The following is a 17,236-nucleotide window of genomic DNA, read 5'->3' as shown; positions in this document are numbered from 1 at the left end:
GTGACGGTCCAGGAAATCGTCCGCAGTTCCGGTTTAGAAGTTTTACCGACCAAAAATAAACCTGTCCTTTTTGGTCGGTTTTGACGAGGGGGAACCACATGCGGCATGTGCATATCCATGTAACGGGCATTGTGCAGGGTGTTGGCATGCGGCCATTTGTGTATCGCGAGGCTATGGCGCATGGCATTTGCGGCTGGGTGCTCAACGCAGGTGATGGCGTGCACATCGAGGCGCATGCTTCGGTCGAGGCACTTGACGGCTTTGTCGCCGCGCTGTCGGAGCACGCGCCTGCCGCGGCCCGCGTTGAGCATGTCGAACTTATGGACTTGGCACCCGGCGACTGGGACGCCGCCAGCGAGCAGGGCTTTCGCATTGTGGCGTCGCAGGATAAAACCGCCCACACAACGCTCGTCTCGCCCGACATCGCCACGTGCGATGACTGTCTGCGCGAGCTGTTCGACCCCGCCGACCGACGCTTTCACTATCCCTTTATCAACTGCACCAATTGCGGACCGCGCTTTACCATCATTCACTCGCTACCCTATGACCGAGCGGCCACGTCGATGGATTGCTTTCCCATGTGCCCCGAGTGCGCCGCAGAGTATGGCGACCCGCTTGACCGGCGCTTTCATGCGCAGCCCAATGCCTGCTTTGAATGCGGGCCGCACATTACGTGGCGCGAGGCGGACCACGGTGTTGTGCCAACGGCGGTCGACGCAACACCAGCCGTCGGCTCCACGCGCGAGGCCAGCGATGCCATCATCGGACGCTGCGTCGAGCTGCTGGCAAGCGGCGGCATTGTCGCCATCAAGGGACTGGGAGGATTCCATCTGGCATGCGACGCCTCCAACGAGCAGGCGGTAGCCGAGCTTCGCCGCCGCAAACGCCGCAGCAACAAGCCGCTTGCCGTTATGGTGCGCAGCCTTGCCGACGCCGAGTGCCTGTGTCATGTCGATGGCGTTGAACGCAACCTGCTGACCGGCAGCATTCGCCCCATCGTGCTGCTGCGCCGGCGCGCGACCGGCAACGACACCCACGGCTCCCCCGACGCCCTTACACTCGCGCCATCCGTCGCGCACGATCTACCCGAGCTCGGTGTTATGCTCCCCTACACCCCACTTCAGCATCTGTTGCTTGCCGCGGCAGAAGCCCGCGGTACGCACGCGCTGGTCATGACCAGCGGAAACCTGAGCGAGGAGCCCATCGAGACCGACGATGCCCTTGCATGGGAACATCTTGTTGCCGCCGGCATCGCCGACGCGCTACTTGGCAATAACCGTGCGATTCTCTCACGCTACGACGACTCCGTGGTACGTGTGGTCGACGGCACCGGCATGCCTGTGCGTCGCGCACGCGGATATGCGCCGCAGCCGTTGCCGCTGCCGGCGCTCGACGGCACTGCACCCTGCGTGCTCGCCTGCGGGCCGCAGCAAAAAGCTACGATCGCGCTCACGCGCGAGGACGCCGACGGCCATGTGGCCTGTTTTGTGTCGCAGCATATCGGCGATGTCGAAAACGGCGAGACCTTCGATGCCTGGAATGCAGCACGCACGCGTCTGGAAGACCTTTTTGACCTGGCGCCTGCCGTGCTGGCATGCGACCTGCACTCCAGCTACCTATCGAGCCAGTGGGCCCGCGAGCAGGCGCGGGAGCGCAATCTGTCACTTATCGAAGTCCAGCACCATCACGCGCACATCGCGAGCGTGATGGCCGAGGCTATCGCTACAGGGCAGCTTGCACCCGATGCACGCGTGCTTGGCATCGCTTTTGATGGCACGGGCGCCGGCACCGACGGAACCATTTGGGGCGGTGAGTTTCTTGTTGCCAGCCTTGCCGATTTTGAGCGCACCGCACACCTGCGTACCTGGGCGCTCCCCGGTGGCGCCGCATCCGTGCGCGATGCCCGACGCAACGCCTTTGCCCTGCTGAGCGAGTTCGGTCTGCTCGAACACCCGGGCGCCGCCCCGCTTTTGGATAGCATTGACGAGCAAACACGTAGCGTGACGACCACGATGATCGAGCGGAACATCAACAGCCCGCGCACGAGCAGCATGGGCCGTTTGTTTGACGCCGCGGCGGCAATCTTGGGCATCTGCGGCACTGCAACCTACGAGGGTGAACCCGCCATCGAGCTCGAGGCCACCGCTTGGCGCGCTCTTGACGACGAAAACAGCCATTCCACTGGCAATCAGGCGGGTGTATCCGCATCCGTCTCAACATCGCTGGACAGTTTGTTCAGATACGTATTAACTACAGACCCCCTATCCGACATTTTTGACTCGAATTTGGCCAAAAAGGGCTCTCCAGACACCCCGTTTGCGGCAAGCATGCCCGGTGCAGGCCCAAAATCGACCCATTTGGGGTGTTCGCAGACGGCTTTTGCCACCCAGAGCCCATCACAAAAAAACGTATCTGAACTAACTGTCCAGGCGGCCTCTAACAATCCCCTTGTTCTGGACCAAAAACCGCTTTTTAAGGCCCTTTTGGGTGGAATCGAGGCCGGCATTTCCGTCAACAGGCTCGCGCTCGACTTCCATATCGCCATCGCGCGCTCTTCGGCACGAATCGCACGCGAAATCTGCGCGCGCGAAGGCATCGATATCGTCGCACTCTCGGGCGGCGTGTTCATGAACCGACTTTTGCTTCAGCTCCTCACCCGCAAGCTTAAAGAAGCAGGCCTTACGGTCTTGATTCCCCAAACCGTGCCCGTTAACGACGGCTGCATCGCCTACGGTCAGGCCGCCATCGCTCGCGTTCGCCTCGCGCAGACAGCATCGCGATAGGCTGTTTTGCCAGCCTGCGCGCCGCCGTCTCACAGGTGTAACGCGTTTGCTCGTGACTCCCGCGAGCGCTACCATCAACTGATGGGTAATTAGGCGCCTATCCAGCGCAAAACGTATAAAAGGGGAACATTATGTGCCTTGCCGTTCCCGGTAAAGTGGTCAAACGCGACGACGACCTTAAGGCGACCGTCGACATGATGGGCATCGAGCGTCCCGTTTCGCTGCGTCTCGTGCCGACGGCACGGGTAGGCGACTATATTCTCGTGCACGCCGGCTTTGGCATTCAGATTGTCGACGAGCAGGAAGCCCAAGAGACACTCGAGCTCATCAGTACCATGACCGAGCTGGCCGAAGAGGACCAGCTCATCACCAACCCGGCCGAGGCATACTAGTGGCGGCGGCGCAGCCGGTTCGCTCCGGTATCGACTTTTCGGAATTTCGCGACCCCAAGCTGGCTCGCAAGCTCATCGATCGTATTCATGAGCTTGTCGGCAACCGCATCATCAACCTTATGGAAGTCTGCGGTACGCATACCGTGAGCATTGGCCGCTATGGCTTTCGCTCCATTATGCCGACGGGACTCAAACTGCTAAGCGGCCCGGGGTGCCCCGTTTGCGTCACCGCCAACCGCGACATCGATCACGCAATCGCGCTTTCCAACATGGACAGCGCCATCATCACCACCTTTGGCGACATGATGCGCGTGCCCGGATCCTCCACCTCGCTTGCCGCGCAAAAGGCCGCGGGGCGCGATATCCGCATCGTCTACTCTCCGCTCGACGCACTCGACATTGCCGGGCAAAATCCCGAACACCCGGTCATCTTTATGGGCGTCGGCTTTGAGACCACAACGCCCACCATTGCCGCCGCTATCCTGGAAGCCGACGCTCGCGGGCTCCAGAACTTCTCGGTCTACTGTGCTCACAAGACCACGCCGCCGGCTCTGCGTGCGATCTCCAACGACCCCGAGACGACCATCGACGGCTTTATCCTGCCTGGCCACGTCGCCACCATCACGGGCCTGGCACCCTTTAGCTTTTTGGTCGACGAGTTCGAGACCCCCGGCGTAGTCACCGGGTTTGAACCGGTCGATATCCTGCAGGGCATCTGCATGCTGGTCCAGATGGTTGTCGAGAACAGGCCCGCAATCGACAACGCCTACCGCCGTGGCGTCAATGCGAACGGCAATCCCGTAGCGCGCCAGCTGGTCGAGCAGGTGTTTGAGCCATGCGACACCACGTGGCGCGGGCTGGGGCCGATCGCCGACTCGGGCCTTTCCATCCGCCCCGAATTCGCGCGCTTTGATGCCGGCACCCGCTTTGACGTACCCGTTGAGGCGACGGTCGAGCCACGCGGGTGCCGCTGCGGCGACGTGCTGCGCGGAGCCATCACGCCGAGCGACTGCCCGCTGTTCGGCCACGCTTGCACACCCGAGCACCCCGTCGGCCCCTGCATGGTGAGCTCTGAGGGCAGCTGCGCGGCGTACTTTAGATACCACGGCTAGCCCGGACGCATCCGCACGCTGGCACCACCCACGATTGGAGTTTTCGATATGTCCCATAGCATCACCGATAGCACTGTCCTGTTGGGCCACGGCTCTGGCGGTCAGATGATGAAACGCATCATCGATGAGGTCTTTCTGGATGCCTTTGGGTCGCCCGAGCTGCTTGCGGGCAACGATGCCGGTGTCGCCGCGCTGCCCGCAAACGGGCGAATCGCCATGTCAACCGACAGCTTTGTGGTGACGCCGCAGTTCTTCCCCGGCGGCAATATCGGCCGCCTCGCCGTATGCGGAACCGTCAACGACGTCGCGACCTCGGGCGCTAACGTGCGCTACCTCTCATGCGGCTTTATCCTCGAAGAGGGCTATCCCATGGACAAGCTGCGCCAGATTGTGCAGACCATGGCCGAAACGGCGCGCGAGGCGGGCGTGTCCATAATCACCGGTGACACCAAGGTGGTCGAGCGTGGCGGTGCCGACGGCGTCTACATCAATACCGCCGGCGTGGGCGAAGTGCCCGCGGGCGTAGCGCTCAGCGGTGCCAACTGCCGGCCCGGCGACGCCATCCTGGTATCGGGCACGCTAGGCGACCACGGCATCGCCATTATGAGCCAACGCGAGGGCTTGGCGTTTTCGAGCACCATCGAAAGCGACGCCGCGCCGCTCAACCACCTGATTGCCGATGTGCTCGCCGCAGCACCCGACACCCGCTGCTTCCGCGACCCCACGCGCGGTGGCCTGGCATCAACGCTCAACGAGTTTGCCCAGGCCAGCGGCGTTGCCATGGAGGTCGACGAGGATGCCGTGCCCGTTCGCCCCGACGTGCAGGCAGCATGTGAGATGCTCGGATACGATGTGCTGCAGGTGGCAAACGAGGGCAAGATGGTCGCCGTGGTGCCGGCTGAGCAGGCCGATGCTGCGCTGGCGGCCATGCGCGTCGCCCGCTACGGCGAGAATGCCGCCATCATCGGTCGCGTGCTGCCGCTTGCCGAAAGCGCTCGACCCGCCGTGCGCGTGCGCACCGGCTGGGGATCGACCCGCATCCTCGACATGCTCGTGGGAGAACAGCTGCCGAGAATTTGCTAACGGCAACGGCTCGCGGCCGGCGCAACGCGGTTCAAGGCCGGCAAAGATATTCAGATTCCAAACGTGCCCGATACGCAGGCCCAGTATCATGGAGTGCGTTTTATTACTCAAACGGCAGGAGCACCCATGGCGGCAGCGTTTTCCCATGTGATTTTTGACCTCGACGGCACTCTCCTCAACACGCTCGAGGACCTGGCAGCCGCCGGCAACTACACCTGTGAGATGCACGGCTGGCCCACGTTTGCCGTGGACGAGTACCGCTACAAGGTGGGAAACGGCATGCTCAAGCTGGTCGAGCGCTTTATGCCCGCCGAGTATGTGGGCGACGGCCGTATGTTTGAGCAGACGCTTGCCGAGTTTAGGGCTTACTACGGCAAGCACAAGGAGGACCACACCGCCCCCTATCCCGGCACGATTGAGATGCTCGACCGTCTGCGCGCCGCGGGTGTGCAGCTTGCCGTGCTCACCAACAAGGACCACGTCTCGGCGGTGCCGCTTATCGAGAAGTACTTTGGCCCCGACCGCTTTGCGCTGGTCCAGGGCCGTGTCGACGCTTTTCCGCCCAAGCCCGAGGCGCCTGTTACGCTGCATGTGATGGAAGAGCTGGGCGCCGACTCGGCGACCACGCTCTATGTGGGCGATTCCAATGTCGATGTTCTGACCGGCCACAACGCCGGCCTTAAGAGCGCGGGCGTCAGCTGGGGATTCCGTGGCCGCGCAGAGCTGGAGGCCGCCGGCGCCGACTACGTGGTGGACACCCAGGCAGAGCTCACGGCACTGATTCTGGGCGAGTAACGAAGCTGGCGCTTAACGCGGCTGCGACAATTCTTCTGCGCGGAAAGCGCGTCCCGTTTTGGAGCTTCGGAATGGGACGCGCTTTCCGCTTGAGCCCCATCGGGGAAACGGCATCCCGTTTTGGAGCAATATTCCGGGTCGCACTTTCCGCAACCCGCCCCATCCGGAAACCGCGACCCACTATTCGGCCAAAAACCGGGTCGCGCTTTCCCGACCACCCGATGCAACGCTTATGCAAGGAGTGTCCCCAACTGCCACCTTCGGCAGCGATGGCAACGCCGTTGTTCGAAGAGTGTCCCCAACGACTAGTCGTTTAAGAACGTCCCCAATGACTACGTCGCGGGTAGAGGACGGACAGCGAAAACGCCCCTAAGCGAGCAAGGTGACGTGAAATGAAAGAGCGCTGACCTTCTGGTCGCGCCCTTGAAATTGAACGTCAGATTGCCGCTTAGGGGCGTTTGCAGCGTCGAGCAGTTACGCGGTTTGGCAAAACCGCGTAACCCCCTCCCTAGCTCATCATGGCCTTCATCATCTCGTTGGTTGCGGAATCGTCGGCAGACCACTCGCCGTCGTCGTTGCAGGAGTACTTGAAGGTGACCGTGGTGTCCTTGGTCTTAGCAGCCTTAGTCACATCGACCATAACCTGACCGGCCATCTTGTACAGCTCGTCATCGGAAGGCATCGAATCGAGCGCGGCGACCTTCTCCTGGTACTGGGTGGCAAAATCCTCAACGATCTGGTTCATGGACTTGCAGGTAATGGTGACCTCGGCAGTTGCGGTGCCCTTGTCCTCGTCGACCGTCACGTCGCCAATCTTGTAGCCAAAGCCCTCGAGATAGCTCTTGGCGTACTCCTTGGGATCAATACCCAGCTGCTTGAACTCGTCGCCCGAGGCCTCTTCCAGGCCGGCGAGGAAGTCGTCGCCACCGTTCTTGACCTCGTCAAACTGCGTCGTAAGATCCTCGGTGATGAGCTCCTCAACCGAAGGACCCCCGCAGCCGGAAAGCACAACCACGCACGCGACCAGAACAGCCATCAGGGGCGCAAGCAGCAGCTTCTTTTTCATGACATTCCTCCAAACAAGCGGCGCCACTTTCCCTGCGCAGCGCACGTCGTAACAATAAGGCCATACTAGCCGCTAACGAACACCCCCGGCAAAGCAAGGGCGCAGTCGGCTCGATTTAACGTCCGAACGGCTTACCGGTCCGCCCAACACGCAATAAAACGTTCCGCCGCATTGTAATAAAAAAGGGTGGTCGAACAATTCGACCACCCCAAAACACCCTTATGTTGCCGCAGATTACTTGCGGACGACCTTGACGATGGCATCGCCGGCGGCGACGGCGGACTCAGCCTCGACGGCGAGCTCGACGTCGGCGAACTCGGCGGTATTGGACACGGCCACAACGACGCAGTCCTTGTAGCCGGCAGCGGCGATCTTGGCGCGGTCGATCTTGAGCATGGGCTGGCCAGCCTTAACGACATCGTCAGCCTTGACGAAGCCCTCGAAGCCGTCACCGTTCATGTTGACGGTATCGACACCAACGTGCACCAGGACCTCGATGCCGCTATCGGACTGCAGACCCACGGCGTGACCCATGGTGACGGTCACCTTGCCGTCGCAGGGAGCGTAGACCAGGTCGTCCTCGGGCCACACGGCGCAGCCCTTGCCCAGGACCTCGCCGCCAAAGACGGGATCGGGCACGTCGGCCATCTTGATGACCTTGCCCTTGACGGGCGAGCATAGCACGTCGGCGCTGGCAGAAGCAGAGATGGAGGCAGGAGCAGCGGCAGCCGCGGGCTCAGCCTTCTTCTTGAACATATCAAACAGACCCATACGTTTTCTCCTCTTGATTAAGCGCAACGTTATGCGCATGCCTATGGTGATTATAGTGCCAAATGACCAAAATACTCAGGCGAGGGCTCGAATCGCAAGCCCTTCCGAGCCCTTCCCAAAACCTTTTCCCCGGCGTCACTCATATTGTCGATTAATCCTCAATAAGCCCCAGGTGAACAAAAGCGTTCCAGATGCTGTCGTCATTGACGTCGGTGGTCACGTAATCGGCTGTCGGTTCGGCGTTCGGCAGAACGCCGAAACTCAATCGCCGGGACACAATTACTCCAGGCCCTCGGTGCCGTTGGACTTGATGATCTTCTGATATGCGAAGAAGCTGTCCTTGCGGCGGCGCTCGTAGGTGCCGGTGCCGTCATCGTACTTATCGACGTGGATGAAGCCGTAGCGCTTGCGCATCTCGCCGGTGCCGGCGGAAACCAGGTCGATAGGGCCCCACCAGGTGTAGGCAATCAGGTCAACGCCGTCGGCAATGGCCTCGCCCATGGCCTTGATGTGGCTGCGCAAGTAGGCGATGCGATACGGGTCGTGGATGGAGCCGTCCTCCTCGACCTCGTCGTAAGCGCCCATGCCGTTCTCGACCACCATCAGCGGAATCTCGTAGCGGGCGTAAATCTCGTTGAGGGCGATGCGCAGGCCCAGAGGATCGATCTGCCAGCCCCAGTCGGTGGACTCCAGATAGGGGTTCTTGCCGCCAAAGGTCATGTTGCCCTCGGTCATCTCGTGGTCCTTGTGGGTGCCCACGGTGCCGGACATGTAGTAGCTAAAGGTGTAGAAATCGACCTTGCCGTCGGCGATATCCTGCAGGTCGCCGTCCTCCATCACAAGCTCGACATCGTTCTCGGCCCAGAAGCGCTTGGCGTAGAACGGGTACTTGCCACGCACCTGCACGTCGGAGCAGTACCAGTTCATGGTATTCATCTCCTGCTGCGTGGCAAACACGTCGGCCGGATCGCACGTGGCGGCATAGGAGAGGATGAAGCAGTCCATGTTGCCCATCTTGAACTGCGGGTAGTGCTCGTGGGCGTAGCGCACGACGCGACCGCTGGCCACGAACTGGTGATGCAGGGCCTGCATACGGGCCTGCGGCGTGGTGTGGACCGCCGAAGCCGGACCCTCAAAGCCCTGGATCATGCTGGTCTCAAAGAGGTTGCCCATGTCCTGGGTGCCGCAGTTGATCTCGTTGAAGGTGAGCCAGAACTTGACCTTGTCCCGGTAACGGTCGAAGACGGTCTGACAGTACTTCTCAAAGAAGCCGATGAGCTCGCGGCTCGCCCAGCCGTTGTATTTCTCGACCAGATGATAGGGCATCTCGTAGTGCGACAGGGTCACGAGCGGCTCGATATTGTGAGCACGCAGGCAGTCGAAAACGCGGTCGTAGAAGGCGAGGCCGGCCTCGTTGGGCTCGGCGTCGTCGCCGTTGGGGAAGATGCGGCTCCAGGAGATGGACATGCGGAACATGTTGAAGCCCATCTCGGCGAACAGCGCGATGTCCTCCTCGTAGTGGTGGTAGAAGTCGATGCCATCATGGTTGGGATAGAAGCGATCGGGGTCGATGTCGATCGTAATCTGGCGCGGCTCCTTGTAGCTGCCGCCCAAAAAATGGTCGTCGACGGAAGGGCCGCGGCCGTCCACGTTCCAAGCACCCTCAAACTGGTTGGCGGCGGTGGCGCCACCCCAATAGAAACCCTCGGGGAACTTGATATTTGCCATGAGCATCTCCTTTGCATCGCGGATCGATAAGCCGAGTATCGCCCGCGCGCGGGGCATGCGGGAGCGGGCGCGCCAAACCCGACACTTCTTTTCGCAGCGGCACCCCGCCGCCACCCCGCCCCTGACACTTCCTGATACCGACCGAAACGTGCAAAAATAAACCTGTCCCTTTTTGGCAGGTTTGGCGAGTGTGGGAGTTCGCATGGATATCAAACGCAAGATCACCGAGGCGCAGGGCCTTACCCCTACCGAGCAACAGCTCGGCATCTCGGCCCTTGCCATGGGCGAGGACATCCGCGGGCTGTCCATTAAGGAGTTCGCCGCACGCACCAACGTTTCGGTCGCGAGCGTGCACCGCTTTTGCAAAAAGCTCGGCCTCGAGGGCTTTAAGGACCTCAAGGTCGAGCTCATGCGCCTGGCGACCGAGGCGGGCAACCGCCGCGACGTGGATATCAACTTTCCCTTCGACGCCACATCCACGCCCGCACAGATCATGGAGCGCATGGAGGGGCTCTATCAGACCACTTTGACCGAAACGCAGGAGCTGCTCGACCCCACACAGCTCGACCACGCCGCCAAGCTTATCGTGCGCGCCGGCACCGTGGACATCTACACGGGCTCGCATAACCTGTATCCAGCGGGAATGTTCCGCGACCGCCTGCTCTCGTCCGGCAAAAGTGCGACGTGCCACGACAGTGTCGAGGCGCAGGTGCGTACGGCGCTCGCCTCGGGCCCCGAGCATGCGGCAATCGTTATCTCCTACAGCGGTCTTGCCCCCAACCTCAGGGAGATCTTGCCGATCCTGTGCAGTCGGCATGTCCCGGTCATCGTCATCGGCACACCATACTGTGCCCGCATTCACCCCGGCTTTGCCGCCTATCTCACGGTGAGCGATCACGAGAGCATGACGCATCGCATCACGCAGTTCGCCAGCCACATCGCCGTGCAATACGTGCTCGATTCGCTCTACAGCAGCTACTTCGCCAAAGATTACGTCCGCTGCTCCGAGTTCCTAGAGCGCTCATTCCCCTACACCCGCCTGCCCGGTCTCAAGTAGCGACGAGCGAGGATTCTTTGACGCTTATCTAACGAGCGTGGATAATCTCCCACTTTGAGGCCGCGCACAGGTCAAAAACGGAAGATTATCCACCCCCATTTTGCAGGCACTCTTTGGGGACGTTCTTAAATGACTAGTCGTTTAAGAACGTCCCCAACGACCAGTCTCGGCAGGCGCATGACAAAACCCGTGCTCTGCTCTCTCGAGCGGGGCACGGGTTATTTCAGGCTGCATCAATGCTACTTGGCGTTTACCTGATCGAGCTCCTTCTTGCTAAAGCCGAAGAGATACGTGCACACAGCTGCGACGACCAGGGAAATGAGGCTCGCGATGATACCCTGGATGAAGTTGGCGTTGGTGCCGCCCACATAGCTCAGGGCGGACAGGAAGTTCGCGGAGGTGATGACGTACTGGGTGAGATTGGCGATGCCAGCATACGCACCGCCGACAAAGCTACCAACCATCAAGGCGCCAAAGCAGCGCACGTGAGACAGGCAGATGCCATAGAGCGTAGGCTCGGTGACGCCGCCCAAGATACCGGACACGAAGGCGCCGAAGGCGTTGCCGCCTTCCGCCTTGCCCCTGAGTCGAAGAGCCGCACCGAGGGCGACGCCGAAGCACGCCCACGTGGCGAAGCTACCCGCGAGCATGACACCGGTCATCTCGCCAGTCTCGAAGAACGAGGCCATCATGGGCATCATAAGGGCCAGATGCATACCGCTCATGACGAGGAACTCCCAAAGGGCGGCGATCACGCCGACACCGAAGAACCCGGTATTCATACCGAACCAAGCAAGGCCGCCGCTGATGGCGTTGCCCACAATCGTACCGAAGGGGGCGAGCAGGCACAGGATGAACGGCGAGGTGACAAGAAGGCTCAAAATGGGCGTGAACACGGTGGAGAGCACGTCGGGCATGTGCTTGCCGACAAACTTATAAACAACAGCGAACAGCGGAACGGACATCATGATGGGCAGGACAGTCTGGGCATAGGCAGCAGACGTGTTGCAGGGGATACCGAAAACGGTAAACGCCTTGCCCTCGGAGATGATTGCGGCGAAATCCGGCGACATGAGGATGCAGCCGATAAATCCGCCGAGCATACCGTTGATGCCAAGCTGCTTCGCCGCGTTGACGCCCGCGAGGATAGGCATGAAGTACAGAGCGGCATCGTAGATGAAGTCGAAGAGCACGTAGATGTCGCTCTCCGCGGGGTACAGGCCCAGGAGCTGCGGACCGCACAGGGCATTGATCGCATTTGCGAGACCGCCCGTGAGCAGCACCGGGATCATCGGGGTCATGCAGCCCGCCATGTAACCGACGACGTTCTTCAAGATCTGCATGGGCGTAAGCTTCTTCTTGCCGACAAGCTCGACGTCGGCGGCGGCAGCCTCGGCGTCCTCAACCGCCTCGAGCTCATTGACGTTGGCGAGTGAGCAGAACTCCGCGTACACTCTGGGCACGTTCGTCCCCACGATAATCTGATACTGCTGGCCGCCGTGAACAACGCCCATCACGCCGTCAACGGCCTTGACTTCGTCATCGTCGATGCTGGACTCGTCCTTGAGCACAAGGCGGAGCCTCGTCATGCAGTGGGTCGCCGAAGTCACGTTCTTCGGGCCGCCCACCGCCTTGAGGATATCCTCGGCGATACGCTTGTTATCTGCCATGGTACTTCCTTTCCTGTTTCTTTCTATCCCCCATCGGCGACTTCGCGCCAACCGGAAAACCTGCGTTTATTCGGGCAGCTGATTGCCCGCGATGACCTTCTGATACCAATAGAAGCTGTCCTTACGAATCCGGTCGCAAGTCCTGATGTCGTCATCGGTGCGATCCACGTATACAAGGCCGTAGCGCTTGGCGAAGCCCTGATGACTGGAGACCACATCGACAAAGCTCCATGGACAATACCCAAAGATGGGATAACCCTGCTCGATGAGCTCGCCGACCTGGGCGATATGCGCGGAGAGATAGGCGATGCGCTGCTCGTCGTGAATCGCGCCGGACTCATCGGGCTCCTCGCTCAAGGCCATGCCGTTCTCGGTGATGACCATGGGCAGGCCGTAGCGGTCGTGCACCTTGCGCATGCCGATCGACAGCCCGATGGGGTCGAGGCCGTTGGGCATCCACTCGGTCTTCTCGAGCCTCGAGTTGTCGCAGAGGACGAAGTCGCCCGCGCCCCAAGGCGGGAAGCCACCGAATACGATGGGCTCGGTGCGCTCCTTGGCGCAGCTGCTGGAGTAATAGTTGATGCCGATGAAATCAGGCGTCGACCCGTGCAGAACCGCATCGTCCTCGGGCTCGACCGCGGGATAGAACCCCTCGCGCTTGAGATAGCTCGCCGCATACGGGGAATACGATCCGCGCACGCTCATGTCGAGCATGTAGAACTGCTCCATCTCCTCGGCATTGAGCGCCGCCATCACATCTGCAGGCGAGCTGCTGAGCGGATAGGTCACTTGGATGGCGCAGACCGGCCCGATCATCGCCTCAGGATCGATTGAGTGCAAAAACTCGAAAGCACGGTGCTCTGCGAGAGACATGTGGTAACTCATCTGATAGGTGTTGCCCTGATGTCTCTTGGGGTCGGTCTCGGTATCCCCGGTGTTCACCGACGTCGCCGTTGCGATAAGTTGCTCGTTGATCGTCGCCCACAGCTTCACACGACCCTTGAAGTGCCTAAAGCAGACCTCGGCGTAGCGGGCGAAGGCATCGATCATCCTGCGATCCAACCATCCGCCAAACTCGTCGACGAGCGCTTGGGGGCACTCGAAGTGATACAGCGTCACAAAGGGCTCGATGCCCTTTTCCAGAAGGTAATCGATCAGACCGTCGTAGAACGCCAGTGCTTCGGGATTCGGCTCGCAAGTCGCATCGGGCATAATGCGACACCACGAGAAGCTCATGCGGTACGTCTTGAGTCCGAGTTCGGCCATGAGGTCGACATCCTCTTTCCAGCGATGGTAGTGGTCGGACGCCACGCTGCCATCAGTGATTCCGGGGATGCCGAAACCGCGATCGGTCGTCGACCTGCCTCGGCCGCCCTCCCCCCAGGCGCCCTCTACCTGAAATGCGCTCGTCGACGCACCCCATAGGAATCCATCGGGGAACCTGTTTGCCATACTTGCCACCTTTCTCCTTAGTTCAAATCGTCGTATGTCACCAACGCGATGTCCTGGCTCGCCAGCCATTCACGGGTTGCTGGATCGCAAAGCATCGACGCCTCACGCGCCCGCGCCGTCGTCATGCTCGAGTGGTCCATGAGATAGGCATCGATATAACCCGGATGGAACACCATGAGGGTGCACGTGTCGTCGTTCGCGTTCTCGACGGCGCCGTGCACCGCCGAGAACGGATCCATCTCATAGGCGCGAAAATCTGCGGGCATGTATGCAGCGACACGCGTGCTCTTGAACGTGACTGCCTCTCCCGGCGCACCCATCGGGAACAGCGGCAGTCCGTGGCGCTCCGCCACGATCTCCAACCCCTTAAAAAACGCCGGGCTCGCCACCGCATGACCCTCAAAGTAGGAGGGTTCTCTGCCCGCAAGCGATACGAACTTTCGATACTGAGCCTCGATCTCCAAGACGACCTCATCGAGCACCACGAAGTCGGTTCCCCGCTTCATGGCATCCCGATACGCCCCGCTCAGCTTGAACATGCCATCCGGACCACAGAGACTCGGAATGAGCGCAGGGTCGGTGAGCGGCCTGCCGACGCAGATGTTCGTGTGCTGGCCAAGGCACACGTCGAGCCCGTCGAGCAATTCGAGGCCGTGGTTCACGGATTCCATGTTGGTCATGACCCCGACCGAGCCGACGAGTCCGCCGCGAACAGAATCGACGATGCCGTAGTTGACACCCCGAGAGTAGCCAAGGTCGTCGGCGCGTATCAGCAGGCGCTTCATCGGGCATCACCGATCTCGACGCAGGCACCGTTACAGCGCGCTATGCTTCCCAGGTGCGTAGCGCTTGGCTTTACGGTGCGGCGTTGCGTCTCGCGGTCGACGGAGATGATCCCGTACTTCGGGCCATACCCGAAAACCCACTCGAAATTGTCAAACGCGGACCAGCAGGTGTATCCCAAGACCGGGATACCGTCGCGGACGCAACGCCCCACACCGGCGACAGCTCGATCCAAAAAGCGCTCTCTCTGCTCGTCGTCCTCGGAAGCTATGCCGTTTTCGGTGACGAACAGAGGCGTGCCCGACTGGTCCCAAGCAGCTCGCAGGCTCTCCTCGATGGCCTCGGGGTAGAACTCCTCATCGCGCTGGGTGAGCTCCACGCCGGCAGGCGGGTCAACCGGGCCATCCGCGCCGTACCACGAGCGCGAGTACGTCTGGATACCCACGAAATCATCGCCGGCGGAAGCACGGTAAAAGCGATCGCAAATCTCCTCACGGGCAGCTGCAGCGCGCTCTTCGCCACCGGGAGCCGCCTTAAAGGGACTTCCCACGAGCGTCCAACCTGCCGGGAGATCGGGACGGATTGCATGCACGGCGTCAACGGCAGCCTTGTGAGCGGCGAGCTTCACATCGAACGCCCGCTCGGTGGCTGCGAACTGGAACTGGGCCAGGGATGCCGGCTCGACCCCCAACGCCTTGGCGACGCTGCGGAACATGGGGTCCTCGGCGCGATCGGAGGCGTTGCGCAACGTGGCCCCGACATCAGCCAAGAGCCATGCCAGGTTTGGCTCGTTCATGGTGCATGCGTAGTCCATCAAATCGCCCATCTCCTCGACCACACGCGCGCAGTACCGCGCGAAAAGGGAGGGAGTCTCGGGCGACTCCCAGCCGCCTTGGGCGAGCAGCCAAATCGGCGACGTGAAATGATGAAGCGTGACGATCGTCTTGAGACCGTTGTCACGGCAGCACTGGAGCACTTCGCGATAGTGCGCGAGCTCTGCTTTGGAGAACAGGCCGCGCGCCGGCTCGATGCGCGACCACTCGACACTCAGACGATAGGAGGTAAGGCCAAGAGATGCGATAAGGGCAATATCCTCGCGAAAACGATGGTAGTGGTCCATCGCGTCGCCGGAAGGCTCCATGAACGCCGTGTCCTCAACATTCTCGAACAGCCACGTGTCGCTGTTCACGTTGTTGCCTTCAACCTGGTGCGCGGCGGTCGCGACGCCCCAGAGAAACGTCTCGGGAAATACCGAAGTCGACTGATGTGCCATGCAATCTCCCTTTCATGTATCCGCATCCAGGCTTAATCGCCCGGCTCCTGTTACCATTGAGTACAACACGAATGCACAAGGTTTTGCGTTCCATCCTGGACACCGATGTTTCAGAATGGAGACCTGGGTTTCAGGATATGAAACCCGCTGGTATTTAATGGTGTTAAAACGTCTGATGGGAGTGGACCCTTGAATTATGCCAACCCGATGGGCTCTGTTGGGGAAAAGCTCCTCAGCTATATAGACACCAGCATGCAGCGCGACAACAACTATCAGATAGCCGTCAAGATGTTGGAAAATTACGACGCACTCAAAGACATGTCCATCGCGCAGATCGCCGACATGTGCTACGTCTCGAAGGCTTCCGTCTCGCGTTTTTGCCGATTCCTAGGCTACGAGAGCTTCAAAGAGATGCATGACGCGCTCGGGGTCGACTATCCCATCAGCTACGACTACTCCCAGCGCTTCTTTCGCAATCTCACCGCGGACCCGCACGCGGCGTTTCTTGAATATGCGAGGGAAGCTCAGCAAAACATCGCCGCGACCATCTCCGAGAAAAACCTGGCCGAACTTCCGAAAATCGCCTATACGATTCATAATTGCCGCCGAGTCGCGTTCTTTTCCCATCATTTTCTTTGGGATACCGGACGATACCTTCAGAACAAGCTGTTTTCCATGGGAAAGGTCATGCATCTGCGTCTGGATCAAGCTTCCCAACTTGCATGTGCCCAATCCCTCCAACCCGAGGACCTGGCGATCATCTGCAGCGTCGGGGGCAGCTATCCCATACGATATGTCGATGTATGCAACAGCATCAGGAATAGCAAGTGTGCCGTGCTGGCGATCACGCAAAACGCCTCGAACCCATATTGGAATCAGGCCGCCTTCATCATGCAGTGCGGCGAGTCGAACGCCAACGACACGGGCAAGTACGGGGCGCTCGCGGCAATTGACCTCGTCGTTCAGCAGTACCTACTCCAATATGGAAGCGATGCCTTCCCGAGCGCGCCCAATCGCCCGTACGACGACATGACGGGGCACTAGGATCGCCCACCATTGGAGCGGGCACAGGCGTCGGCAAGGCCCACCTGTCGCTAACCATAGGCTACGAGGCGGTGACGGCGTGTAAGCAGACGCACTTCGTCGCCTCCCCGGGCTCAAGTAACAACGAGCGAGGATTATTGGACACTCAAATAACGAGCGTGGATAATCTCCCACTTTGAGCCCGCACACAGGCCAAAACCGGGAGATTATCCGCGCTCATTTTGCGG

The 17,236-nt window shown here is 60.5% G+C and carries 14 protein-coding genes; 7 read left to right on the top strand and 7 right to left on the bottom strand.

Features of this window, described 5'->3' with window-relative positions; translation table 11 throughout:
- Positions 1 to 98: 98 nt before the first annotated feature.
- The 5 genes from hypF (at position 99) to SFLMC1_RS03030 (ending at position 6,165) form a co-directional block, all read left to right on the top strand.
- The gene (gene hypF / locus SFLMC1_RS03050) at positions 99 to 2,783 is read left to right on the top strand and encodes a carbamoyltransferase HypF (protein WP_152074539.1); all 2,685 of its coding nucleotides are present in this window, start codon (positions 99 to 101) and stop codon (positions 2,781 to 2,783) included.
- A 131-nt stretch (positions 2,784 to 2,914) separates the two neighbouring features.
- A complete protein-coding gene (locus SFLMC1_RS03045; RefSeq protein WP_152074538.1) occupies positions 2,915 to 3,175 on the top strand; it encodes a HypC/HybG/HupF family hydrogenase formation chaperone in 261 nt (86 codons plus the stop codon).
- Positions 3,175 to 4,287, top strand: coding sequence for a hydrogenase formation protein HypD (gene hypD, locus SFLMC1_RS03040; protein ID WP_226814283.1), 1,113 nt, complete (start codon positions 3,175 to 3,177; stop codon positions 4,285 to 4,287). Before SFLMC1_RS03045 ends, hypD begins: the two co-directional genes overlap by 1 nt.
- A 48-nt stretch (positions 4,288 to 4,335) precedes the next feature.
- The gene (hypE, locus tag SFLMC1_RS03035) at positions 4,336 to 5,370 is read left to right on the top strand and encodes a hydrogenase expression/formation protein HypE (RefSeq protein ID WP_152074537.1); all 1,035 of its coding nucleotides are present in this window, start codon (positions 4,336 to 4,338) and stop codon (positions 5,368 to 5,370) included.
- A gap of 126 nt (positions 5,371 to 5,496) precedes the next feature.
- Positions 5,497 to 6,165, top strand: coding sequence for an HAD family hydrolase (locus tag SFLMC1_RS03030; RefSeq protein WP_152074536.1), 669 nt, complete (start codon positions 5,497 to 5,499; stop codon positions 6,163 to 6,165).
- A 508-nt stretch (positions 6,166 to 6,673) separates the two neighbouring features.
- Here SFLMC1_RS03030 and SFLMC1_RS03025 read toward each other — a convergent pair.
- From SFLMC1_RS03025 to SFLMC1_RS03015, 3 genes are all read right to left on the bottom strand, one after another.
- Entirely contained in the window at positions 6,674 to 7,231 is a 558-nt protein-coding gene (locus tag SFLMC1_RS03025; protein ID WP_152074535.1) for a hypothetical protein, read from the bottom strand.
- A gap of 234 nt (positions 7,232 to 7,465) precedes the next feature.
- Entirely contained in the window at positions 7,466 to 8,002 is a 537-nt protein-coding gene (locus SFLMC1_RS03020) for a PTS glucose transporter subunit IIA (protein ID WP_152074534.1), read from the bottom strand.
- A gap of 279 nt (positions 8,003 to 8,281) precedes the next feature.
- Positions 8,282 to 9,730, bottom strand: a complete 1,449-nt coding sequence (locus tag SFLMC1_RS03015) for a glycoside hydrolase family 1 protein (protein ID WP_152074533.1) — start codon at positions 9,728 to 9,730, stop codon at positions 8,282 to 8,284.
- A gap of 202 nt (positions 9,731 to 9,932) precedes the next feature.
- Between SFLMC1_RS03015 and SFLMC1_RS03010 the strand changes: the two genes are divergently transcribed.
- Positions 9,933 to 10,787, top strand: coding sequence for a MurR/RpiR family transcriptional regulator (locus SFLMC1_RS03010; RefSeq protein WP_152074532.1), 855 nt, complete (start codon positions 9,933 to 9,935; stop codon positions 10,785 to 10,787).
- Between the two features lie 239 nt (positions 10,788 to 11,026).
- On the opposite strand, the gene SFLMC1_RS03005 is transcribed toward SFLMC1_RS03010, so the two are convergent.
- From SFLMC1_RS03005 to SFLMC1_RS02990, 4 genes are all read right to left on the bottom strand, one after another.
- Entirely contained in the window at positions 11,027 to 12,457 is a 1,431-nt protein-coding gene (locus tag SFLMC1_RS03005) for a PTS transporter subunit EIIC (RefSeq protein ID WP_152074531.1), read from the bottom strand.
- 66 nt (positions 12,458 to 12,523) lie between these two features.
- Positions 12,524 to 13,909 (bottom strand): glycoside hydrolase family 1 protein, encoded by a 1,386-nt coding sequence (locus SFLMC1_RS03000; protein ID WP_152074530.1) that lies wholly within the window; start codon positions 13,907 to 13,909, stop codon positions 12,524 to 12,526.
- A gap of 17 nt (positions 13,910 to 13,926) precedes the next feature.
- A complete protein-coding gene (locus tag SFLMC1_RS02995; RefSeq protein ID WP_152074529.1) occupies positions 13,927 to 14,694 on the bottom strand; it encodes a ChbG/HpnK family deacetylase in 768 nt (255 codons plus the stop codon).
- Positions 14,691 to 15,965 (bottom strand): glycoside hydrolase family 1 protein, encoded by a 1,275-nt coding sequence (locus SFLMC1_RS02990; RefSeq protein ID WP_152074528.1) that lies wholly within the window; start codon positions 15,963 to 15,965, stop codon positions 14,691 to 14,693. Before SFLMC1_RS02990 ends, SFLMC1_RS02995 begins: the two co-directional genes overlap by 4 nt.
- Positions 15,966 to 16,154: 189 nt before the next feature.
- On the opposite strand from SFLMC1_RS02990, the gene SFLMC1_RS02985 reads away from it, so the two are divergent.
- Complete coding sequence (locus tag SFLMC1_RS02985; protein WP_152074527.1) at positions 16,155 to 17,009, top strand: MurR/RpiR family transcriptional regulator; 855 nt, start codon at positions 16,155 to 16,157, stop codon at positions 17,007 to 17,009.
- Positions 17,010 to 17,236: the final 227 nt, after the last annotated feature.

The organism is Collinsella aerofaciens (assembly GCF_901212495.1).
Taxonomy (GTDB): Bacteria; Actinomycetota; Coriobacteriia; order Coriobacteriales; family Coriobacteriaceae; genus Collinsella; species Collinsella aerofaciens_H.
Note: the sequence above shows the minus strand (reverse complement) of the source record. Positions and strands in the feature narration are given on the sequence as shown.